The sequence below is a fragment of the uncultured Aureimonas sp. genome (assembly GCF_913775355.1).
Taxonomy (GTDB): domain Bacteria; phylum Pseudomonadota; class Alphaproteobacteria; order Rhizobiales; family Rhizobiaceae; genus Aureimonas.
This window is the reverse complement of sequence record NZ_CAJYIU010000051.1, coordinates 1-19,448: the sequence shown is the minus strand read 5'-3', so window position 1 is coordinate 19,448 and position 19,448 is coordinate 1. Positions and strand designations below refer to the sequence as shown.

The following is a 19,448-nucleotide window of genomic DNA, read 5'->3' as shown; positions in this document are numbered from 1 at the left end:
CGCCGACGACGCTGCCGATCCTGCGCATGCGCAACCTCTACGTCGACGCGATGATGGACGAGGCGGTCGAGATCCAGAAGTCGACGCTGATCCAGATGAAGCTCGTCGTCTCCCTCGCCGTGCTCATCCTGGTGATGACCGCGACGGCGGCGTGGGTTCTCTACCGCAAGATGCTGCGGCCGCTCTTCGGCGTGCGGGATCAGATCCTGGCGCTCTGCGAACGCCGCCCGATCCGCCGCGATCGCTACGAGGGCTCGGTCCTCGCGGTCAAAAGCCTCTACAATGCGCTGGAGACCTTAGAGGCACGGGACCGTCAGCGCATGGTGCTCGAGGAGGAGCGCGCGCTTCTCGCCGAGAAACTGCGCACGCTATCCGAGACGGACGAGCTCACCGCACTACCCAATCGTCGCGGCCTTTTCGTGCGTCTGGAGAAATTCGGCGGTGGCGGACGGAACTACACCGCGATCCTCGGCGACATCGACCACTTCAAGATCGTGAACGACACCCACGGCCATGGCGCCGGGGACGAGGTTCTGGCTGCGTTTTCCGGCCTCCTGCGGCGGCGGTCGAACGCGGACGTCATCGTCGCGCGCTACGGCGGCGAGGAGTTCGCGATCGTCCTGCGGTCCGAACGCGCCGAGGATGCGCTGGCCTTTGCCGAGGCGCTGCGGGCCGAGATCGAGGGGACGGAGGTCGAGACGAGCGCCGGGCCGATCCGCATCACGGCAAGCTTCGGCCTTGCGAACGAGACGGGTCCCGTCGCCTCCTGGCAGACGCTGTTCAGCGTCGCCGACAAGGCGCTCTACGAGGCGAAGGCCGCCGGCCGGAACCGGGTGCGCCTCAGCAACGCGACGATCGCGGCTCTCGCCAAGCCCGCCGCGGAGCCGAAGCCGGCGAAGAGCCGGGTCGCCGCCGCCTGAGGTCGGCGCCGCCCCGGCTCGGCGCGTCAGACGTTGAACTTGAACAGCATGATGTCGCCGTCCTGAACGACGTATTCCTTGCCTTCGTCGCGCGCCTTGCCGGCTTCCTTGGCCGCGACTTCGCCGCCGAGCCCGACGAAGTCGTCATAGGCGATCGTCTGGGCGCGGATGAAGCCCTTCTCGAAATCGGTGTGGATGACGCCGGCCGCCTGCGGCGCCTTGGCGCCGCGCTTGACGGTCCAGGCGCGGGTCTCCTTCGGGCCCACCGTGAAATAGGTGATGAGGTCGAGAAGCGCGTAGCCCTCGCGGATCAGGCGGTCGAGGCCAGGCTCGTCGAGACCCATCGCGCCCATGTATTCGCCGACCTCGTCCTCGCCGAGCTGGGCGATCTCCGCCTCGATCGCGGCCGAGATCACGACGCTGCGCGCGCCCTGACGCTTGGCCATCTCGGCGACGGCCTCCGAATACCGGTTGCCCGTCGCCGCATCCGCTTCCGCGACGTTGCAGACGTAGAGAACGGGCTTCGAGGTCAGGAGGTTGAGGTTGCGCAGCTGCTGGCGGTCGTCGGCGTCGAGCGTAGAGAGGAGCGTGCGCGCGGGCTCGCCGTTCTGCAGCTTGGCGAGCGCGGCCTCCATCACCGGCACCTGCGCCAGCGCTTCCTTGTCCTTGCCTTGAGCCTTCTTGCGCGCGGCGACGATGCGGCGTTCGAGGCTTTCGAGGTCCGACAGCATTAGCTCAGTCTCGACCGTCTCGGCATCCGCGACCGGATCGATGCGGCCCTCGACATGGGTGATGTCGTCATCCTCGAAGCAGCGCAGGACGTGGACGATCGCGTCCACCTCGCGGATGTTGGCGAGGAACTGGTTGCCGAGGCCTTCGCCCTTCGAGGCGCCGCGAACGAGGCCGGCGATGTCGACGAAGGTGATGCGCGTCGGAATAATCTGGGCCGACTTTCCGATCTTGGCGATCGGTGCCATGCGCTGGTCGGGTACGCCGACGTCGCCGGTGTTCGGCTCGATCGTGCAGAACGGGTAGTTCGCGGCCTGCGCCGCGGCGGTCTTGGTCAAGGCGTTGAAGAGCGTGGACTTGCCGACATTGGGAAGTCCGACGATGCCGCAGCGAAAGCCCATGGTGGTTCTGCCTCAGGTCTGTGGGGAAGGGCGGTCCGCCGGACGGCGATCCTGCCGAAGAAAAGGGATCAGTTCGGGTCGCCGCCGCCGAGAAGGCGGCGCAGCATGCCCGCCATCGGCCCGGTGGCCGCGCGGGTCTCGGTGGGGCGCGCCTGGCGCACGTGGCTCTCGCCCTTGGCCTTGCCCGCGCCGCCCTTGGCGCCCGCGGGCTCCTCGGAGCCGCCGGTGGCGAGCGTCACCTTGTTCATGAAGACGGCGTCGTCGCCGGCGACCAGCGACGGCGCGTTGCGCGCCACGGTCTCCAGCATCGGCTCCAGCCACGCGTGGTCGACCTTGGCGAAATCGCCGAGGACATGGGGGTTGACGCGCTCCTTCGAGCCGGGGTGCCCGATGCCGAGGCGCACGCGCCGGTATTCCTTGCCGAGATGCGCGTCGATCGAGCGCAGCCCGTTGTGCCCGCCGTGTCCCCCGCCGGTCTTCACGCGCACCTTGCCGGGTGGCAGGTCGAGTTCGTCATGGAAGACCACGATGTCGGCGGGCGGTATCTTGTAAAAGGCCGCGGCGGCCTGCACCGAGCGGCCGCTGTCGTTCATGAAGGTCGACGGCTTCAGGAGAATGACCTTGCGGCCCGCGATCGAGCCCTCGGCGATCTCGCCGTGGAACTTCTTCGACCACGGCGAGAAGCCGCCCGAGCGGGCGATCTCTTCGACCGCCATGAAGCCGATATTGTGCCGGTTTCCGGCATACTGCGCGCCGGGATTGCCGAGGCCCACCATGATGAGCATGTGCCCGTTCTCCAGCGAACCGGGACCGGCCAGAACCGGTCCCGCCTTGCGCGATGCGGCGGACGGATCGCTCGCGTCCGCCGCGAACACGATCAGTTGCCGGTCTTCGGCTCGTCCTCGGCGGTCGCGTCGGTCTGCTCGATGACTTCCGTCTCCGGCGTCTCGGCGTCCAGCTCGTCGACTTCCTCGGCCATGGGCGGCACGATCGTCGCGATCACGAACTCTTCGTCCGTGGTCAGGCGCACGCCTTTCGGCAGCTTGAGGGCCGACGAGGAGACGGCGTCGCCGATCTCGAGGCCGGTCAGGTCGAGCGTGAAGCCCTCCGGGATCGCCTGCGCCGCGCAGACGACTTCGATGTCGTGGTGCACGACGTTCAGCGCGCCGTCCTGGGCCTTGATGCCCGGGGCCGCGTCTTCGTTCTCGAAGTGCACCGGGATGCGGACCGTGACTTCCGTGCGGTCGGAGACGCGGAGGTAGTCGACGTGGGTCAGCGTGTCCTTGACGACGTCGAGCTGGTAGTCCTTCGGCAGGACCTTGATCTGCTTGCCGCCGACGTCGATCGTGATGACCGTCGTCAGGAAGCCGCCGCCGTGCAGCTTGAGGAAGGTCTCCTTGTAGGGGACCGCGATCGGCAGGGGCTCCTGCTTGTCGCCGTAGATGACGGCGGGCACCATTCCGTTGCGGCGGAGATGTCTGGCGGCCCCCTTGCCGACCTTCTCGCGCGCTTCGGCCTTGACCGTGTAGCTCTCGCTCATGGTTTCAATCCTTGTTTTCGTTCAGAGGTTGCCGCTCCGGCGCGCGGACGCCCGGAACGACGAAAAGCGGCCGCGAGGCCGCTTCACGCCCGCGCTGCCTCCAAGGGTGTCCGCGCGGGCGGGTTGGCTATAGCGGCGATCGGCTTGTGGCGCAAGGCGAGCGCCCGCCTCGGCTCAGTCGAAGAGCGAGGAGACGGACTGCTCGGTGGTAGTGCGCGAGATCGCCTCGCCGAGCAGCGTCGCGGTGCTGATGACGCGGATGTTGCGCGCCTCGCGGATCGCCTTGGTCGGCTCGATCGAATCGGTGATCACGAGCTCCTCGATCGAGGAGGCGGCAATGCGCGAGACCGCGCCGCCCGACAGGACGCCGTGGGTGATGTAGGCGCGCACGCCCTTGGCGCCCGCCGCCATCAGCGCATCGGCCGCGTTGCAGAGCGTCCCGCCGGAATCGATGATGTCGTCGATCAGGATGCAGTGCCGGTCCTTCACGTCGCCGATGATGTTCATCACCTCGGACTCGCCCGGCTTCTCGCGGCGCTTGTCGACGATGGCGAGCGGCGCGTCGAGGCGCTTGGCGAGCGAGCGGGCGCGAACCACGCCGCCCACGTCCGGCGAGACGACCATCACGCGGTCGGTCTCGAGGTGCTCCTTGATGTCGCGCGCCAGCAGCGGCACCGCGAAGAGGTTGTCGGTCGGGATGTCGAAGAAGCCCTGGATCTGCCCGGCGTGGAGATCCATCGTCATCACGCGGTCGGCGCCGGCATGGGTGATGAGGTTGGCGACGAGCTTGGCCGAGATCGGCGTGCGGCCGCCGGCTTTGCGGTCCTGCCGGGCGTAGCCGAAATAGGGGAGGACCGCGGTGATGCGGCGGGCGGAGGCCCGGCGCAGCGCGTCCATGATGATCAGGAGCTCCATCAGGTGGTCGTTCGCCGGGTAGGACGTCGACTGGATGACGAAGCAGTCCTCGCCGCGCACGTTCTCCTGGATCTCGACGAAGATCTCCTGGTCGGCGAAGCGGCGCACGGAGGCGGCGCCGAGCGGCAGTTCCAGGTAGCGCCCGATCCCTTCGGCCAGAGTGCGGTTGGAGTTGCCGACAAAGAGTTTCATCGCTGACCGCTTTATCCGTCTGAAGGGCTCGCCGGACCTCGGGACGGAGGCGCCGGTCGCATGGCCGGGCTCTTAGCAAGATGGTGGAAAGATTCAAGGTTGCACCGCGGGAAAGACCGCGGCGCGGTTAAGCCGGTCCCCGTGGATCAGCCGGTCGCCTTGAGCTCGATCGGCAGGCGCGACAGGCATTCGGGCGCGCCCTCGGTGGTGAGGTAGGTCTGCCCGAGGCACATCGCGGCGCCGCTGTCGGAGTCCATGATGATCATGTGCGCGAACAGCGTCATGTTCGGCCGGATCGGCTCGGCGTTGCCGGAGACGAACATCTGCGGGTCCATCCAGGACGGGGCAAAGCGCGCGCCGACCGAGTAGCCGCAGGCTGCAAGACGATGGCGGGCGAGGTCGTGCGCCTCCATCACGCGCGCATGCGCGTCGAAGACGTCGCCGAAGGTCTGGCCGGGCCGCATGGCCTCCTCGACGGCCTTCAGAGCCTCGGCGCCGGCGGCGAACAGTTCCTCGTGCCGCATCAGCGGGCGGCCGACGATCACGGTGCGCATCAGCGGCGCATGGTACTGCGCCTTGACGCCGGACCACTCGATCGTCAGCTGGTCCTGTGCCGACAGGGCGCGGCGGCCCGACTTGTAGCGGCAGAGAAGCGCGTCCTCACCCGAGCCGAGGATGAACGGGTTGGCGGGGTAGTCGCCGCCCTTCAGGAGGATGTCGCCCTGCAGCGCATGGAGGAGGACGCCCTCGTCGGCCCCCTCGCGCACCAGCGGCCACATCGCCTCGAACGCCTCGTCGCCGAGCCTCCCGGCCTCCCGCGCATAGGCGATCTCGGCTTCGCTCTTAATGACGCGAAGCGAGGGCACGAGGTCGGACGCGTCGGTGAGCGCGGCGAAGGAGCCGAGCTTTTCCTCGACGAGCTTGCCGTTCGCCGCCGTCAGACCGTGCGTCGACCACTCGACGCCGACGCGCGCGCCGAGCAGCCCCATGTCGTCCATCATGTCGCGCAGCTCGATCGCCGGGTTGGCGCCGCCGCGGTCGCGCCAGACGACGACCGTCTCGATGTTCGAGGTGGCGCGTGCCTGGCGCAGGTCCGCCGAGCGCGTGAGGAGGCGCATCTGCCCGTCCGCCGTCACCACGAGGCACTGGAAGAAGCAGAAGCCGAACGTATCGTAGCCCGTCAGCCAGAACATCGAGTCCTGCGCGAACAGCATCACGGCGTCGAGCTTGCGCTCGGCCATCTCGGCGGACAGGTGCGCGCGGCGGCGCTCGAATTCGTCGGGCGTGAAATGCAGCATGAAGCGCTTTCGGTCAGGCGAGGGCGATGGCGGAGAGCTGCCGGCCGTAGTCGGTCTCCCCGCGATGGGTGGTGCGCCGGAAGGAGAAGAACGCGTCCTCCTCGGCATAGGTGCAGCGCCCGACGAAGCGGGCGGCGACGCCGATGCGCTCGAGACGCGCGAGAATGAAGGCGGGAAGGTCGAACTGGCGCTTCTCCGGCGTCGCACCGGCCGCGAAGAAGCGCTTGTTGGCGGCATCCTCGCGCAGGAAGGTCTCGGCCATATCGGCGCCGACCTCGTAGTTGGGCTGCGTGATGCAGGGGCCGAGCACCGCCTCGATCCGGTCGCGCCGCGCGCCGAGGCGTTCCATCGTCTCGACCGTGCGCTCGAGGACGCCGCCGACGGCCCCGCGCCAGCCGGCATGAGCGGCCGCGACGACGCCGCCGCGCGGGTCGGCAAAGAGGATCGGTCCGCAGTCGGCCGTCACGACGCCAACGGCAAGACCCCGCGTCGCCGTCACAACCGCATCCGCCTTCGGGCGCTCGCCGCCGAACGGCTCGGTCGCGACGACGGCATCGGGCGAATGCGTCTGCCAGGGCGTCGCCAGCTGCGCGCCTTCGAGCCCGAGAAAGTGCACGGCGCGCCGGCGGTTCTCATGCACCGCCTCGGCCTCGTCGTGCGAGCCGATCCCCGCGTTGAGGCCGCGGTAGATGCCGGTCGAGACGCCGCCGGCCCGCGTGAAGAAGGCGTGGGCGAGCCGTGCATCCGAGCCGAAGCGCGGGTCCTGCACGGTGTCGCGCGCGCGAAGGTGCGAGGCGGCGGAGAGGCGGTGATCGAGCATGGAAAGCAGCAGTCCGTTACGGACCCTCATTCGTGGGGGAGGGGTTGGTCGAAGTCAATCGACGCGCGGTTGCACGAAGGGCGGCAGCGGCAGCAGGGCGGAGGCGGCGCCGAACACCTTGAACAGCGCGCCCATCTCGCCCTGGCCCCGGCCGGCGAGGCGATGGACGGCGGCCGTGATCGCCGCACGGCCGGCCTCGTCGGCATGGGCGCCGAGCCGCCCCGCCCGCTCGGGCAGCCCGAGCGACAGGAGGAAATCGCCCTGCGCCGCAAGGCCGAAGCGGAGCGTCGGCGCCGCGCCGGCCATGGCGCGGGCGACCTGCTCGAAGTCGACATGGCTGGTGATGTCGGCCGCTCCGGGCGCATCGAGCGCGCTTGTCGCCTCGTGGCGGCGCAGCGCCTGCAGCGTGTCGCCGAAACCGGTGCGGGCGTGGCCGTAGTCGATCAGGAGCGCCGCGCCGCCCTGCCGCGCAAGCCGACTGGCCAGGGCAGCGCACAGGGCGTCGCGCTCGGGCGAGACCTCGAACACCGCACCCGCGGCGGGCTGGGGCAGGCGGGCGAGGGACGCGGGCACGCGCGTCGTCGCGGGGCCGTCATTGAAGGCAAAGCCGTCGCCGGAGACGTCCACCAGCCGCTCGTGCCACGCGCCGTCGCGGAACACGAACTGGCGGATGGCGAGCGCATCGAGAAGTTCGTTGGCGACGAGGAGAAGCGGCCCGTCGACGTCGAGCTCCTCGATCTGCCGGACGCGCCGGACGGGCAGGTCGAAGCGCGCGAGGCGCTCGGCCTGAACGCTGGCGAGCCTGTCGCTGACCTCGATAAGCCGGATGCGCGCCGCCTTGAGGAAGGCCGGGTCGAACTGGCGCAGGGTGCGCAGCAAGTCGGCCATCAGCGTGCCGCGTCCCGGCCCCGCTTCCGCGAAGGTGAAGGCGGGGGGGCGGCCGAGCCCGTCCCAGGCCGCGAAGGCCCAGGCGGCCAGAAGCTCGCCGAACATCTGGCTGATCTCGGGCGCGGTGGTGAAGTCGCCGCTCGCGCCGATCGGGTCGCGGCTTGTATAATAGCCCTCGGTCGGATCGAAGAGGCAGAGGTTCCAGAACCGGTCGAGCCGCATCGGGCCCGACGCCTCGATCTCGGCGCGGATGCGCGAAGCGAGATCGCTCACGCGGCGGCCGTGGTCTCGGCGGCGCGCGGCTCGTAGGCGCGGGGCTTGGCGGTCGCGATCGCCCAGAGGCCGACGAGTAGCATCGGGGTGGACAGCACCATGCCCATGGTCAGCCAACCGGTGCCGAGGAGGTAGCCGAGCTGCACGTCCGGCATGCGGAAGAACTCGACGAAGATGCGCGCGCAGCCGTAGAGCAGGATGAAGACGCCGCCGACGAGGCGCGGACGCCCGAGCGCACCGAGGCGATGGGTCAGGACGCGCAGGATCAGGAAGAGGACGATGCCCTCCAGCGCCGCCTCGTAGAGCTGGCTCGGGTGGCGCGGCTCGGGGCCGGCATGCGGGAACACCATCGCCCAGGGCACGGAGGTCGGCGCCCCCCAAAGCTCGCCGTTGATGAAGTTGGCGATGCGGCCGAAGAACAGGCCGAAGGGGACCGAGGCCGCCACGACGTCGATCAGGCTGAACAGCGGCACCTTGTGCGAGCGGCAGAACAGGATCATCGCGACCGTCACGCCGATCAGGCCACCATGGAACGACATTCCGCCCTCCCAGACGCGGAAGGCCGAGAGCGGGTCGGCGGCGACGCGGTCGAAGTCGTAGAACAGGATCGAGCCGATGCGCCCGCCGGCCACGATGCCGATCGTGATCCAGACGATGAAGTCGTCGATATCGGTCTTGGTGATCGGCGAGACGCCGTTCGGCCAGAGCCGTGAAGTGCCGACGAGATGGCGCCCGTAGAGCCAGCCGCACAGGATGCCGGCGACGTAGGCGAGCCCGTACCACCGCAACGCGATGGGGCCGATCTGCAGGAAGACGGGGTCGATCTGGGGGTAGGCGAGGACGCCGAGAACGGCGGAGGCTGTCATGGCGGGAGGCTCCTCGGGACTGCGCGCGTCGGGCGGGGGTGTGCGCCGGGCCGGCGGCGGGGTCAAGCCGCTCCATTGCCAACGCGAGGCCGAGCGCCTACCTCCGAGAACGCGCTAGCCGCTTTCAAGGAGCGAACCGATGAACGACCGAGGCCCGAACCGCATGCTCGACGAGTTCGCCCGCATGATGACCGACGCGGCCGGCGCGGCGCAGGGCGTGCGCCGCGAGATGGAGACGGTGTTCCGCTCGCAGGGCGAACGCTTCATCAATTCGATGGACCTCGTCCAGCGCGAGGAGTTCGAGGCTGTCCGCGAGATGGCGACGCGGGCACGCGTCGAGAACGAAGCTCTGAAGAAGCGCGTCGCCGACCTCGAGGCCCGTTTGTCCGGGGCGTCCACGACCACGTCCTGAGGCTTTTCCACAGGCCGTGCACAGGTTTGTCACCGGCCTGCCGCGGGAGAGTGGAATCGGAAAAGCGTGAGCGCTGAATCCCTTAACGCTTCAGGCACTGGCCGCGGGTTCCGACCCGCTCCCGACGAACCTTAAAATACCGTTTCCACCTCTGGAATCGCGAGTCCGCGTCGATACACTGAAGTCAACGGTGATTCGCCACGGCGGCGGTTTTCCGGGAGGCGCGGAAGCCAGGGTCTTACGAGGAATTCGACCCTTGACGACGGGGTGCGTGCGGCGCCCCGGCGGTCCCGCGTCTGATGCGGCACGGGGATAAACGACATGCAACTCGGCGAACTCGACGTCAGGCGACTCTCCCATCCGGTGGATGTGATCGAGACCGTCGCCTCGCGTCACGACTGGTCTTTCGAACGCCCCTGCGACGACGAGATCGCGGTCTCGGTGCAGGGCGCGTGGACCGACTATTCGGTCTCCTTCTCGTGGATGGAAGCTTCCGAGGCACTGCATCTCGGCTGCGCCTTCACCCTCAAGGTTCCGGCCCGGCGGCAGGTCGAGGTGCTGCGGCTCCTGTCGCGCATCAACGAGGGGATGCTGGTCGGCCATTTCGATCTCTGGGCGGCTGAAGGCGCGGTGATGTTCCGTCACGCGATCCTCCTGTCCGGCGGCGTGCAGCCGACGAGCCAGCAGGCCGAGCGCCTCCTGTCGGCGGCGCTGGAGGCGTGCGAGCGCTACTATCAGGCCTTCCAGTTCGTGGTCTGGGCGGAGAAGTCCGCCGACGAGGCCTTGGCCTGCGCCGTGTTCGATACGGTCGGCAACGCATGAGCGCGGGCATCGCGCCGGTCGGCCGGCTTCTGCTGCTCGGCGGCGGCAACATGGGCGGCGCGATGCTGCGCGGCTGGATCGCGGGCGGGCTCGTTCCCGCCTCGGTCACCATCCTCGACCCCAATCCGTCGCCGGCGCTGGGCGCCCTGTTCGACGCGGGCGTGCGTCATGCGACCACCGCCCCCGACGAGGGCCAGGACGTCGTGATCCTCGCGGTCAAGCCGCAGGTGCTGGCCGAGGCCGTCGCGCCGCTGCGCGCGAGCCTCAAGGACGAAACGCTGGTGATCTCGGTCGCGGCCGGGCGCACCATCGCCTTCATCGAGGAGAAGCTCGGCGCGCGGCCGGTGGTGCGTGCGATGCCCAACACGCCCGCCTTGATCGGCCGCGGCATCACGGGCGCCTTCGCCAACGAGCGGGTGACGCTGGGCCAGAAGGCGATCGCAAACGACCTCCTCCAGGCGAGCGGCCCGGTGGAATGGGTGCCGAGCGAGGACGACATCGACCGCGTGACGGCCGTGTCCGGCAGCGGGCCCGCCTACGTCTTCCTCCTGGCCGAGGTGCTGGCGGAAGCGGGCGTGAAGGCCGGTCTCGATCCCGAACTCGCGATGCGCCTTGCGCGACATACCGTGGCGGGCGCGGGCGAACTGATGATCCGCTCCGACGATCCGCCGGCGCAACTGCGCCGCAACGTCACCTCGCCCAAGGGCACGACGGAGGCGGCGCTCGGCGTGCTGATGGCGGAGGACGGGCTGCCATCGTTGATGACCAAGGCGGTCGCCGCCGCGCGCGACCGCGCGATCGAACTGTCCAAGGGCTGAACGATGAGTGCCGAGACGGCGGCCGTCGCGCCGCAGATCACCCTCGACGACTTCCTGAAGGTCGATATCCGGGTCGGGACGATCGTCTCGGCCGAGCCGTTCCCCGAAGCGCGCAAGCCGGCCTTCCGCCTCGTCATCGATTTCGGGCCGGAGATCGGCTTGAAGAAGTCCTCGGCCCAGATCACCGTCCGCCACGCGCTGGACGAGTTGGTCGGACGGCAGGTCATGGCGGTGGTCAACTTCCCGCCACGCCAGATCGGCCCGATGCGCTCGGAGGTCCTGACGCTTGGCTTCCCCGACGAGGCCGGCAACGTGGTGCTCGCCGCGCTGAGCCACGAGGTGCCGAACGGCGGGCGCCTGTACTAGAGCGCGTTCCAACCGGATCGAACGGTCGTCATCGTCCTTCGAACGCCCGCTGCGCGGCGGGACGCTTTCGCCTCATGCCGGCGTTTTTCATCGGTCACGATGCGACGGCATCGGCTTCTCTCCACTAAGTGGAGTCCCCTCCGCGACAACCATCCCACCCGGCCGGAAAGCGCTCTAGGCCGGAATCCGGACCAGCGCCTTCAGCCCGCCGAGGGAGGACTCCGACAGGAGGATGTCGCCGCCATGGCTGCGGGCCACATCGCGCGCGATGGCAAGCCCGAGACCCGTGCCGCCCGCGTCGATGTTGCGTGCCTCGTCCAGCCGCACGAATGGCTTGAAAACGTCCTCGCGCTGCGTCGGCTCGATGCCGGGGCCGTCGTCTTCCACCGAGACCGACAGCCAGCGGTCGTCGTGGCGGGCGCTGAGGCGCACCGCATTCCCGTGGCGCAGCGCGTTGGCGACGAGATTGCCGAGGCAGCGCACGAAGGCGTCCGGTCGCACCGAGATGCGCGGGTCGCCGACGAGGTCGGTCTCGAGGCTCCGCCCTTTCAGCGAGGCCTCGCTCTCGAAGCGGGCGAAGACGCGCTCGAGATCGAGCTCGCCGACCTCCTCGCCGCCCTCGCCCTTGGCGAAGGCGAGGTAGCCTTCCAGCATCCGGCCCATCTCGTCGACGTCCTGCTCGAGTTCCTGCCGGTCCTCGTTCTCTTCCAGAAGGGCGAGCTGCAGGCGGAAGCGGGTGAGGACCGTGCGCAGGTCGTGGCTGACGCCGTTCAGCATCTGCGTGCGCTGCTCGATCTGCCGCTCGATACGGTCGCGCATCTGGATGAAGGCGAGCGAAGCGCGCCGCACCTCCGACGCGCCGCGCACGCGGAAATCGGGCGGCATCGGCTGGCCGCGTCCGAAGCCTTCGGCCGCCTGCGCGAGCTTCTGGATCGGGCGGATCTGATTGCGCAGGAACAGGATCGCGATCAGGATCAGCACCAGCGACGTGCCGACCATCCAGAGCAGGAAGATGTGGCTGTTGGAGGCGTAGGCCGAATTGCGCGGCGCGAAGATGCGCAGCATGTGGTCCGGTAGCTGGATGCGGATCTCGACGATCCGCGACTCGCCGAGCGTGTCGATCCAGAAGGGCCGGTTGATCTGCCGGGTGATCTCCTCCGACAGGATGCCGTCGAGGATGTTGAAGAAGGGCTTGGGCGCCGGGGCGGGCAGGGGCTCGGGCGGCAGCACGAGAACGTTCAGCGCCAGGCGCTCGCGCGCGATGCGCGTCACCTCGGCGTATTCGCCGGCCGGGTCGGGATAGGTCTGGATCATGTCGATCACGGCCGAGATGTCCTGCACCACCGAGGCCGAGAGACGCTGCGTCACCGTCTGCCAGTGGCGCTCCATGAAGACGAAGGCGACCACCGACTGGAGCAGCACCATCGGCGCGATGATGATGATCAGCGACCGGGCGTAGAGGCCCTTGGGCGTCCGCCGCGAGACGAAGCGCCGGACCTGACGCGACAGACCGCGCAGCGCCGCGCCCCAGCTCCGACGCGGCGGCGGCCGCTTCGGTCCGGTCTCGCTGCCCGCCTCGGCGATCACCGAGGCGTCGATGACGCGTTCAATCGACATTCAACCGGTAACCGATGCCGCGCACCGTCTGGAGCCAGAGCGGATTGGCGGGATCGCTCTCGATCTTGCGGCGCAGCCTGTTGATCTGAACGTCCACCGTCCGTTCGCCGACTTCGGTGTCGCTGGTGAGGAGGTCCTGGCGCGGAATGGTGTCGCCCGCCTTCTGCGCGAACTGCGTCATGATCTCCTGTTCGCGCTCGGTCAGGCGGATCACGTCGGCGCCGCGTCGCAGCTCCTTGCGCGACAGCGAGAACGAGAACGGTCCGAAGCGCACGTGCTCGACCTTCTGCACCGGCGTCGTGCCGCCGCGCTTCAGGATGTTGTTGATGCGCAGGAGAAGCTCGCGCGGATCGAAGGGCTTGGCGAGATAGTCGTCGGCGCCCGCCTCGAGACCGAGGATGCGGTCGTCGGTTTCCGAGCGGGCCGTGAGCATCAGGATCGGGATGTCGCGATGGGGCGAGACGGAGCGCACGAGGTCGAGCCCGCTCTCGCCCGGCATCATCACGTCGACGATCATCAGGTCGAACTCCAGCCCCTGGAGAATGCGGCGGGCCTCGGCAGCATCGGAAGCGACCGACACGCGGAAGCGGCGCTCCGACAGGAAGCGCGACAGGAGGCTGCGGATGCGCCGGTCGTCGTCGATGATCAGGAGATGCGGGGCATCGTCCATCGATTCGTCGGTCGCGTGATCCTCGGCGAGCGTCATGTCAGCGATTCTCCCTTCCGATGCCCTTGCGCGCGAACCAGTCCCGCGTCGCCTTCCGGTCAGCGCCCATCTCCAGGAGAAAGTCGTTCACGAGGCCCGGGTCGTCCAGTGCGGCGGCGCGAAAGGCGGCGTCGATGCGCCGGCCTTGCGCGCGGGAGAGTTCGAGCGTCAGATCGCGGCCTTTCTGCGTCGGGTAGAGGCGGCGCTGCCGCCGGTCGTCGGTTCCCTGCACTTGCGCGATGAAGCCGTCATCGATCAACTGGCGCAGGACGCGCGACAGGGATTGCTTGGTGATCTCCAGGAGGTCCAGGATCTCGGCGATGGTCATGCCAGGGTCGCGGTTGACGAAATGCAGGATGCGGTGATGCGCCCGCCCGAACCCGTAGCGCTCCAGGATCGAGTCGGCGTCGCCCGTGAATTCGCGATAGGCGAAGAAGAACAGCTCGATCAGCCGGAAGTCGAGTTCGCCGCGCGTGGGCAGCGCGTCCTCGACGATCGTGTCGTCCGGGGCTGGGGCATCGGCCAAGGGCAAGTCCATCGGAATAGGTCAGTAGTGTTGACGTATCTACCGCCCATTGTTACACCCATGCAAGCGCTCGCAAACAGCGATCGCGTTTCGAAAGGCCCGGCAGACGCCCGCACAAGTGGCGTGCGCGGGGCCTGCCGCAATTTCATCCCATGAGCGCCGCATCCTTGCCGGGACCGACGGTCATGCCACCGCGCCCGGGCGGTCGGGAGGGTCGGCGCATCGCCGGGTCGATGCGTGAACGAGACAGGAAAGGGCGCCTTCGGCGCGATCCCCCAAGATGAGCAGCGTTCCCTTCGACCAACTCGATGGCCAGATCTGGTACAACGGCGAATTCGTGCCCTGGAAGGATGCCAAGGTCCACGTGCTGACGCACGGCCTGCACTATGCCAGCGCCGTGTTCGAGGGCGAGCGCGCCTATGGCGGCGAGATCTTCAAGCTGCGCGAGCACACCGAGCGCCTGATCGAGTCGGGACGTATTCTCGGCTTCGAGATCCCCTATAGCGCCGAGGCGATCGACGCCGCCTGCAGCGAGCTTCTCCGCCGCCAGGGCTTCCGCGACGCCTATGTCCGCCCGATCGCGTGGCGCGGCTCGGAATCGATGGGCGTCTCGGCCCAGAAGAACACGATCAACCTCGCCATCGCGATCTGGCAGTGGCCGAGCTACTTCGATCCCGAGCAGCGGATGAAGGGCATCCGCCTCGATCTTGCCGAATACCGCCGGCCGGACCCGAAGACCGCGCCGTCGCGCGCCAAGGCCGCCGGCCTCTACATGATCTGCACGATCTCCAAGCACGCGGCCGAGGCCAAGGGCTATGCCGACGCGCTGATGCTCGACTGGCGCGGGCGTGTCGCCGAGGCGACGGGCGCCAACGTCTTCTTCGTCCAGGACGGCGTGATCCACACGCCGGACCCGGACTGCTTCCTCGACGGCATCACCCGCCGCACGGTGATCGAACTGGCCAAGCGCCGGGGCTACGAGGTGCAGGTGCGCGCGATCATGCCGGAGGAACTCGAGGGCTTCACCGAGTGCTTCCTATGCGGCACCGCCGCCGAGGTGACGCCGGTGGCCGAGATCGGCCCCTATCGTTTCACGCCGGGCGACGTGACGCGCCGTCTGGTCGAGGACTACGCCGCCGAGGTGCAGCCGAAGCGTCTGGCGGCCGAATAGCGGGTCCCGCCTCAAAGCCACCACGAGGGCTCGCCGCAGGGCGGGCCCTTTTCTTTTCGAGGTTGCGGGTCATCATCCCTCGACCCGCTGCTTCAGGACTTGTGTCATGAGCCTTGCCGCCGAGATCGTCCCCGTCACCCCGTTCCAGCAGAACTGTTGCATCCTCTACGACGACGGGGACAAGTCGGCCGTCGTGGTCGACCCCGGCGGCGACGTGGATCGGATCGAGGCGGCAGTCGAACGGCTCGGCCTCACCGTTCAGGCCATCTGGATCACCCATGGCCATATCGACCATGCCGGTGGCGCGATGGATCTGAAGGACGCGCTGGGTGTCGAGATCATCGGGTCGCACCGCGCCGACGAGATGCTGCTCGGGCGGCTGGAGGATCAGGCCCGGATGTTCGGGCTGCCGGGGACCTTCCGCAATTGCACGCCGGACCGCTGGCTCGACGAGGGTGAGGCGCTGACGTTGGGTGCCCATCGTTTCGAGGTCATCCACGCGCCGGGCCACTCGCCCGGCCACGTCGTCTTCTTCCAGCGCGAGGCCCAGTTCCTGCATGCGGGCGACGTGCTCTTTGCCGGTTCGATCGGGCGCACCGACCTGCCGGGCGGCGATCACGACCAGCTTCTGGCCACCATCCGCGACAAGATCCTGCCGCTCGGCGACGAGGTCGGCTTCATCTGCGGCCACGGGCCCGGAAGCCGTCTCGGCGTCGAGCGCCGCACCAATCCGTTCCTGCGCTGACGTCGCTCAGGGCTCGCCGGTGCAGAAGCGCCGCTGGCCCGCCTCGTCGGTGTAGGTGCCGAGCGAGGCGTCGAAATCCGGATGGCGCGCCACGCAGTCGCGCAGCCATTCGGCCGACCACGGCTCCAGAACGGCGCCGGCTGCGGGTTGAGCCTCCCGTGCGGTACCGGGCGCTTCTGCGGCGACCTCCGCGCGGCGCGCGGCCGGCGGATCGACCGGGCGCTCGATCGCCTCGGGATCGGGGAACACCGTCACCGCGCGCTCGTCCGGCGGCAGTTCGGCGAAGGGCGTCGGCGTGTTCTCGTCCGTGTCCGTGACAGCCGGGAGGTCCCGCCCCGCGCGGAAGTCCGGAGCGATGCGGATGATCTTGGCGGTCCCGACATGCGCCACGGCCAGTCCGTCCTTGCCGTAGGGCTGGCGGTCGAGGCGATCGGCGTTGACATTCAGAATCTTGGGACCGCCGACGAGGCCCCCATAGCCGAACGAGGGCAGGGCGGCGCCGTCCGTCGGCAGGCCGACGACGATGAAGGACGAGTTTGCGGTTCCCGCCGTCCCGTAGAAGCTTCCGCGCTCGACGGCCCCGCCATAGGTGCCAACATCGACGAAGGAGCCGCTTCGACGGTAGCGACTGCCCTCGTTCCAGCGGGCGTCGCCCCGACGATAGCCGCCGTCGCCGACATGATGGAAGGAGCCGCCGCGCCGGTCGCGGAAGGTCTCGGCGTGGTCGTATCCGCCACGCTCAACGCCGTCGTATCGGGCGCGGCTGCCGCTGACGGCCGTGACGCTGGTGTCGACGCCGCCACGAGCGACGGTCGGGTAGCGGTCGAGCGTGAGGTCGCCGTCGAGGGCCGATGCGGCTTGCGGCGCCCCGGCGACAAGGGCGGCGGCGAGCGCCTGGAGAATCCGCTTCATCTGACGTCCTGCCTCGTTAATCCTTGATTAAGGATTGTGTGACGGGGCCCCCAAGTCAAACGCGCGGGCGGGATGAGTTAAAACGAAGTTAACACGCAAAACGGCCCGCCGGGGGCACGGCGGGCCGTTCGAAAGGATCAAAGCGCGCCCGGACGGATCGGGCCGCGGATGGGAAGGCTTAGTCAGCCGTCTCGAGGTTCACTGCCTTGGGGCCCTTGCCGCGCTTGTCCGGCTCGGTCTCGTAGGAGACCTTCTGGTTCTCGACCAGACCCGGAAGGCCCGAAGCCTGAACCGCGGAGATGTGGACGAAGATGTCGGCGCCACCATTGTCAGGCTTGATGAAACCAAAGCCCTTCTCGGTGTTGAAGAACTTGACCGTGCCGGTCTGAGACATGTCGTATACCCTTTTCCTTGGGCTATGTATGGTCCCCTTACGGGGTCTGCAGGCAAGTCTTGATGCGAGGAAAAGGAACAGATACATCGCGGCCCGCTTTCACGGCCCACTCGAGGGATGCGCCCCCGATACGCAATTCGTCCATCACCCGAGTTCGCGAAATTGCCCGAACAAGAAAAGTGTGCAAGCACTCGCTTGACTTTGCAAGCGAAAGTTTCAGCGATCCCGTTCCTGTCGGCCGCCCGTGTCCATTTGGTCTGCTTTGTGACGGCCAAGTGGAGATAGATCGTTAGACTGACCAAATGGTCAGCGCCTCGATTTCGCCCCGTCGCCGACGCGGCGCCGCCCCCTTTTCGGCAGAGGCCGACCCTTGGCCGGGTCACGAAAACCGTCGGAACGATCGCGGCCGGCGGCGCTTCTTCTCCCGAACCCCTGACGGGGACCAACGATAGGGAGAACACTCATGAAGCGGATCCTGACCGCCACGGCCGCGCTGGCCTTCCTCGCCGCCCCGGCGATCGCGCAGTCCACCGACGGCGCCTCGACCTCGGGCGGCACGACGATGATGCCGCCGACGGGCGCGACCGGCACCACCACGACGGGCGGCGCGGACGCGATGGGCAGCGCGGCGCGCACCGGCAACACGGCGGCCCCGACGGGCGGCGCGGCGATGGGCACGGACGACACGTCCACCAGCTCGACGACGCCGGAAGCGCCGATGGCCAACGGCACGCCGACGCAAGGTATGGACCCGGCCGCGGGCGCGGCAGCGAGCAGCTCGACCCCGTCGGGCGGCATCGTGCCGGGCCAGACGCCGGACTGATCTGGAGCGTCCCTGACGAGACGAACGCCGACGCCGCCCCGCCTTGCCGCGGGGCGGCGTTTTTCGTGGGAACGAAGGCGCCAATCGTGGCATTGTTGCACGAGACTCATTCGAAGGACTTGTCCCATGTTCCGGCCGATCGCTTCCGCCCTCCTTCTCGCCGCGGGTCTTGCCGCGCCTGCCGTGGCGCAGTCGTCGATGCGGACGGACGACTTCCGCCAGACCCGCTCGGTGTCGCAGCCGGCGGAAGGGCTGCCGGGCGTCGGCATGGACATCGGCTCGGCGGGCGGCGACCGCGGCCCGCGCGGGGCGGGCGGCCTGCAGAACGGCATCGGCGCCTACGGCAACATGACGCCGGACGCGTCGGGCTCGGCCGGCAACGCGCTGACGCGCGTGCCGGGCGCCATCCCGGAAGGCGGTCGCAGCGGCATCGGCATTCCGCTCGGCGGCACCTCGGCGAGCGGCGGCTGACCGCCCTGCGAGACCGCACGGCGATGTCATCGAGGCCCGCTCCGGCGGGCCTTTTTCTTGCGCTTTGCCAAGGGAACTCAAGGCTTTGCCCAACCGTTGCCACCCCAACGACACAATCGGCGCCGTGCGGTTCTCAGCGAGCCCGGCGCCCCAGCCAGGGTGGACGACGATGCAGGAATGCCTCTATGCCAGCGCCGGATTGGCGCTTCTGATCGCCGCGTTTCCGGCGCTCGCCAACGATCCGCGCGAGACGGGCACGATCCTGTCGCCGCGCGAGCGCGAACAGGTGGTGCGCGAGGTCGTGCTGCCGGACGGGCGCGTGGTGCTGCAGACGGACAATTACGGCTATCCGGCCGCGTTCGGTCTGGGGGATGCGACGGGCAAGGCCTCGTCGGTGCCGCTGGTGAACGGGCGCACGCCCTCGGTCGAGGCCTCGACGCCGTCCGGCGGTCTCGTGCCGGGGCAGGAGCCGGAATAAGCGTCCCGACGCCGGACGCGCGAAAGCGGCCCGCGCCACCTCGGTGGCCGGGCTTTTTCGTGGGGGCTCCCTGTCGGTCGCCGTTCTGGGAACAGGCGACGGGCCGCCGGAGGCGAACCTCCGTGGGGTAGAAAACAAAAGTGGTCCGCCTCCGGCGACCCGTCGCCTGTTCCCCGAACGGCGACCGACAGGGAGCCCACACGAAAAAGCCCGGCCACCGAGGTGGCGCGGGCCGCTTTCGCGCGTCCGTCGTCTGGAAGCTTATTCCGGCTCCTGCCCCGGCACGAGACCGCCCGACGGCGTCGAGGCCTCGACCGAGGGCGTCCGCCCGTTCACCAGCGGCAC

The 19,448-nt window shown here is 68.8% G+C and carries 23 protein-coding genes; 10 read left to right on the top strand and 13 right to left on the bottom strand.

What is annotated here, in order from left to right; all coding sequences use genetic code 11:
• Window positions 1–920, top strand: a 920-nt coding sequence (locus QZ753_RS04050) for a GGDEF domain-containing protein (RefSeq protein WP_294641409.1), incomplete at its 5' end; no start/stop codon positions are given.
• 26 nt (window positions 921–946) lie between these two features.
• On the opposite strand, the gene ychF is transcribed toward QZ753_RS04050, so the two are convergent.
• From ychF to lgt, 8 genes are all read right to left on the bottom strand, one after another.
• Window positions 947–2,050, bottom strand: coding sequence for a redox-regulated ATPase YchF (gene ychF / locus QZ753_RS04045; protein ID WP_294641408.1), 1,104 nt, complete (start codon window positions 2,048–2,050; stop codon window positions 947–949).
• 68 nt (window positions 2,051–2,118) lie between these two features.
• Window positions 2,119–2,835 carry an aminoacyl-tRNA hydrolase gene (gene pth, locus QZ753_RS04040; protein WP_294641410.1) on the bottom strand — a complete coding sequence of 239 codons (717 nt, stop codon included), beginning with the start codon at window positions 2,833–2,835 and terminating at the stop codon, window positions 2,119–2,121.
• Window positions 2,836–2,927: 92 nt separating this feature from the next.
• Window positions 2,928–3,590, bottom strand: coding sequence for a 50S ribosomal protein L25/general stress protein Ctc (locus tag QZ753_RS04035; protein ID WP_294641407.1), 663 nt, complete (start codon window positions 3,588–3,590; stop codon window positions 2,928–2,930).
• Window positions 3,591–3,764: 174 nt separating this feature from the next.
• A complete protein-coding gene (locus QZ753_RS04030) occupies window positions 3,765–4,697 on the bottom strand; it encodes a ribose-phosphate pyrophosphokinase (protein ID WP_294641406.1) in 933 nt (310 codons plus the stop codon).
• Between the two features lie 146 nt (window positions 4,698–4,843).
• Window positions 4,844–5,995, bottom strand: a complete 1,152-nt coding sequence (locus QZ753_RS04025; RefSeq protein ID WP_294641405.1) for a Xaa-Pro peptidase family protein — start codon at window positions 5,993–5,995, stop codon at window positions 4,844–4,846.
• A gap of 13 nt (window positions 5,996–6,008) precedes the next feature.
• On the bottom strand, window positions 6,009–6,815 hold the full coding sequence (pgeF, locus tag QZ753_RS04020) for a peptidoglycan editing factor PgeF (protein ID WP_294641404.1): 807 nt from the start codon (window positions 6,813–6,815) through the stop codon (window positions 6,009–6,011).
• 54 nt (window positions 6,816–6,869) lie between these two features.
• Complete coding sequence (locus tag QZ753_RS04015) at window positions 6,870–7,976, bottom strand: SAM-dependent methyltransferase (RefSeq protein ID WP_294641403.1); 1,107 nt, start codon at window positions 7,974–7,976, stop codon at window positions 6,870–6,872.
• A complete protein-coding gene (gene lgt / locus QZ753_RS04010) occupies window positions 7,973–8,842 on the bottom strand; it encodes a prolipoprotein diacylglyceryl transferase (RefSeq protein ID WP_294641402.1) in 870 nt (289 codons plus the stop codon). The genes QZ753_RS04015 and lgt overlap by 4 nt, the downstream gene beginning before the upstream one ends.
• A gap of 139 nt (window positions 8,843–8,981) precedes the next feature.
• Here lgt and QZ753_RS04005 point away from each other — a divergent pair, with 139 nt between their 5' ends.
• The 4 genes from QZ753_RS04005 (at window position 8,982) to QZ753_RS03990 (ending at window position 11,260) form a co-directional block, all read left to right on the top strand.
• Window positions 8,982–9,254 (top strand): accessory factor UbiK family protein, encoded by a 273-nt coding sequence (locus QZ753_RS04005; protein WP_294641401.1) that lies wholly within the window; start codon window positions 8,982–8,984, stop codon window positions 9,252–9,254.
• Between the two features lie 321 nt (window positions 9,255–9,575).
• Window positions 9,576–10,076, top strand: a complete 501-nt coding sequence (locus QZ753_RS04000) for a YbjN domain-containing protein (protein WP_294641400.1) — start codon at window positions 9,576–9,578, stop codon at window positions 10,074–10,076.
• On the top strand, window positions 10,073–10,894 hold the full coding sequence (gene proC / locus QZ753_RS03995; RefSeq protein ID WP_294641399.1) for a pyrroline-5-carboxylate reductase: 822 nt from the start codon (window positions 10,073–10,075) through the stop codon (window positions 10,892–10,894). The genes QZ753_RS04000 and proC overlap by 4 nt, the downstream gene beginning before the upstream one ends.
• 3 nt (window positions 10,895–10,897) lie before the next feature.
• Window positions 10,898–11,260 carry a tRNA-binding protein gene (locus QZ753_RS03990; protein ID WP_294641398.1) on the top strand — a complete coding sequence of 121 codons (363 nt, stop codon included), beginning with the start codon at window positions 10,898–10,900 and terminating at the stop codon, window positions 11,258–11,260.
• A gap of 174 nt (window positions 11,261–11,434) precedes the next feature.
• On the opposite strand, the gene QZ753_RS03985 is transcribed toward QZ753_RS03990, so the two are convergent.
• From QZ753_RS03985 to QZ753_RS03975, 3 genes are all read right to left on the bottom strand, one after another.
• A complete protein-coding gene (locus tag QZ753_RS03985) occupies window positions 11,435–12,685 on the bottom strand; it encodes an ATP-binding protein (RefSeq protein WP_244486700.1) in 1,251 nt (416 codons plus the stop codon).
• 181 nt (window positions 12,686–12,866) lie between these two features.
• Window positions 12,867–13,583, bottom strand: coding sequence for a response regulator transcription factor (locus QZ753_RS03980; protein ID WP_294641397.1), 717 nt, complete (start codon window positions 13,581–13,583; stop codon window positions 12,867–12,869).
• A gap of 1 nt (window position 13,584) precedes the next feature.
• A complete protein-coding gene (locus QZ753_RS03975) occupies window positions 13,585–14,121 on the bottom strand; it encodes a MarR family winged helix-turn-helix transcriptional regulator (RefSeq protein WP_294641396.1) in 537 nt (178 codons plus the stop codon).
• A 268-nt stretch (window positions 14,122–14,389) separates the two neighbouring features.
• On the opposite strand from QZ753_RS03975, the gene QZ753_RS03970 reads away from it, so the two are divergent.
• Window positions 14,390–15,280 (top strand): branched-chain amino acid aminotransferase, encoded by an 891-nt coding sequence (locus QZ753_RS03970; RefSeq protein ID WP_294641395.1) that lies wholly within the window; start codon window positions 14,390–14,392, stop codon window positions 15,278–15,280.
• A 106-nt stretch (window positions 15,281–15,386) separates the two neighbouring features.
• Window positions 15,387–16,025, top strand: a complete 639-nt coding sequence (locus QZ753_RS03965) for an MBL fold metallo-hydrolase (RefSeq protein WP_294641394.1) — start codon at window positions 15,387–15,389, stop codon at window positions 16,023–16,025.
• Between the two features lie 6 nt (window positions 16,026–16,031).
• Here QZ753_RS03965 and QZ753_RS03960 read toward each other — a convergent pair whose 3' ends face one another.
• Window positions 16,032–16,937 carry a hypothetical protein gene (locus tag QZ753_RS03960; protein WP_294641393.1) on the bottom strand — a complete coding sequence of 302 codons (906 nt, stop codon included), beginning with the start codon at window positions 16,935–16,937 and terminating at the stop codon, window positions 16,032–16,034.
• Window positions 16,938–17,115: 178 nt separating this feature from the next.
• Complete coding sequence (locus QZ753_RS03955; protein WP_294641392.1) at window positions 17,116–17,331, bottom strand: cold-shock protein; 216 nt, start codon at window positions 17,329–17,331, stop codon at window positions 17,116–17,118.
• A 463-nt stretch (window positions 17,332–17,794) separates the two neighbouring features.
• Between QZ753_RS03955 and QZ753_RS03950 the strand changes: the two genes are divergently transcribed.
• The 3 genes from QZ753_RS03950 to QZ753_RS03940 all read left to right on the top strand — a co-directional run bounded on the left by QZ753_RS03950 (window position 17,795) and on the right by QZ753_RS03940 (window position 19,103).
• Window positions 17,795–18,154: a hypothetical protein gene (locus QZ753_RS03950; protein ID WP_294641391.1), complete on the top strand. Its 360-nt coding sequence runs from the start codon at window positions 17,795–17,797 to the stop codon at window positions 18,152–18,154.
• 126 nt (window positions 18,155–18,280) lie between these two features.
• Window positions 18,281–18,625, top strand: a complete 345-nt coding sequence (locus QZ753_RS03945) for a hypothetical protein (protein ID WP_294641390.1) — start codon at window positions 18,281–18,283, stop codon at window positions 18,623–18,625.
• 169 nt (window positions 18,626–18,794) lie between these two features.
• Window positions 18,795–19,103, top strand: a complete 309-nt coding sequence (locus QZ753_RS03940) for a hypothetical protein (protein WP_294641389.1) — start codon at window positions 18,795–18,797, stop codon at window positions 19,101–19,103.
• Window positions 19,104–19,448: the final 345 nt, after the last annotated feature.

Coding starts and splice junctions, on each gene's coding strand:
- ychF (WP_294641408.1), bottom strand. CDS start 2,050: ATGGGCTTTCGCTGCGGCATCGTCGGACTTCCCAATGTCGGCAAGTCC.
- pth (WP_294641410.1), bottom strand. CDS start 2,835: ATGCTCATCATGGTGGGCCTCGGCAATCCCGGCGCGCAGTATGCCGGA.
- QZ753_RS04035 (WP_294641407.1), bottom strand. CDS start 3,590: ATGAGCGAGAGCTACACGGTCAAGGCCGAAGCGCGCGAGAAGGTCGGC.
- QZ753_RS04030 (WP_294641406.1), bottom strand. CDS start 4,697: ATGAAACTCTTTGTCGGCAACTCCAACCGCACTCTGGCCGAAGGGATC.
- QZ753_RS04025 (WP_294641405.1), bottom strand. CDS start 5,995: ATGCTGCATTTCACGCCCGACGAATTCGAGCGCCGCCGCGCGCACCTG.
- pgeF (WP_294641404.1), bottom strand. CDS start 6,815: ATGCTCGATCACCGCCTCTCCGCCGCCTCGCACCTTCGCGCGCGCGAC.
- lgt (WP_294641402.1), bottom strand. CDS start 8,842: ATGACAGCCTCCGCCGTTCTCGGCGTCCTCGCCTACCCCCAGATCGAC.
- QZ753_RS04005 (WP_294641401.1), top strand. CDS start 8,982: ATGAACGACCGAGGCCCGAACCGCATGCTCGACGAGTTCGCCCGCATG.
- QZ753_RS04000 (WP_294641400.1), top strand. CDS start 9,576: ATGCAACTCGGCGAACTCGACGTCAGGCGACTCTCCCATCCGGTGGAT.
- proC (WP_294641399.1), top strand. CDS start 10,073: ATGAGCGCGGGCATCGCGCCGGTCGGCCGGCTTCTGCTGCTCGGCGGC.
- QZ753_RS03990 (WP_294641398.1), top strand. CDS start 10,898: ATGAGTGCCGAGACGGCGGCCGTCGCGCCGCAGATCACCCTCGACGAC.
- QZ753_RS03985 (WP_244486700.1), bottom strand. CDS start 12,685: ATGGTGCTGCTCCAGTCGGTGGTCGCCTTCGTCTTCATGGAGCGCCAC.
- QZ753_RS03980 (WP_294641397.1), bottom strand. CDS start 13,583: ATGACGCTCGCCGAGGATCACGCGACCGACGAATCGATGGACGATGCC.
- QZ753_RS03975 (WP_294641396.1), bottom strand. CDS start 14,121: ATGGACTTGCCCTTGGCCGATGCCCCAGCCCCGGACGACACGATCGTC.
- QZ753_RS03970 (WP_294641395.1), top strand. CDS start 14,390: ATGAGCAGCGTTCCCTTCGACCAACTCGATGGCCAGATCTGGTACAAC.
- QZ753_RS03965 (WP_294641394.1), top strand. CDS start 15,387: ATGAGCCTTGCCGCCGAGATCGTCCCCGTCACCCCGTTCCAGCAGAAC.
- QZ753_RS03960 (WP_294641393.1), bottom strand. CDS start 16,937: ATGAAGCGGATTCTCCAGGCGCTCGCCGCCGCCCTTGTCGCCGGGGCG.
- QZ753_RS03955 (WP_294641392.1), bottom strand. CDS start 17,331: ATGTCTCAGACCGGCACGGTCAAGTTCTTCAACACCGAGAAGGGCTTT.
- QZ753_RS03950 (WP_294641391.1), top strand. CDS start 17,795: ATGAAGCGGATCCTGACCGCCACGGCCGCGCTGGCCTTCCTCGCCGCC.
- QZ753_RS03945 (WP_294641390.1), top strand. CDS start 18,281: ATGTTCCGGCCGATCGCTTCCGCCCTCCTTCTCGCCGCGGGTCTTGCC.
- QZ753_RS03940 (WP_294641389.1), top strand. CDS start 18,795: ATGCAGGAATGCCTCTATGCCAGCGCCGGATTGGCGCTTCTGATCGCC.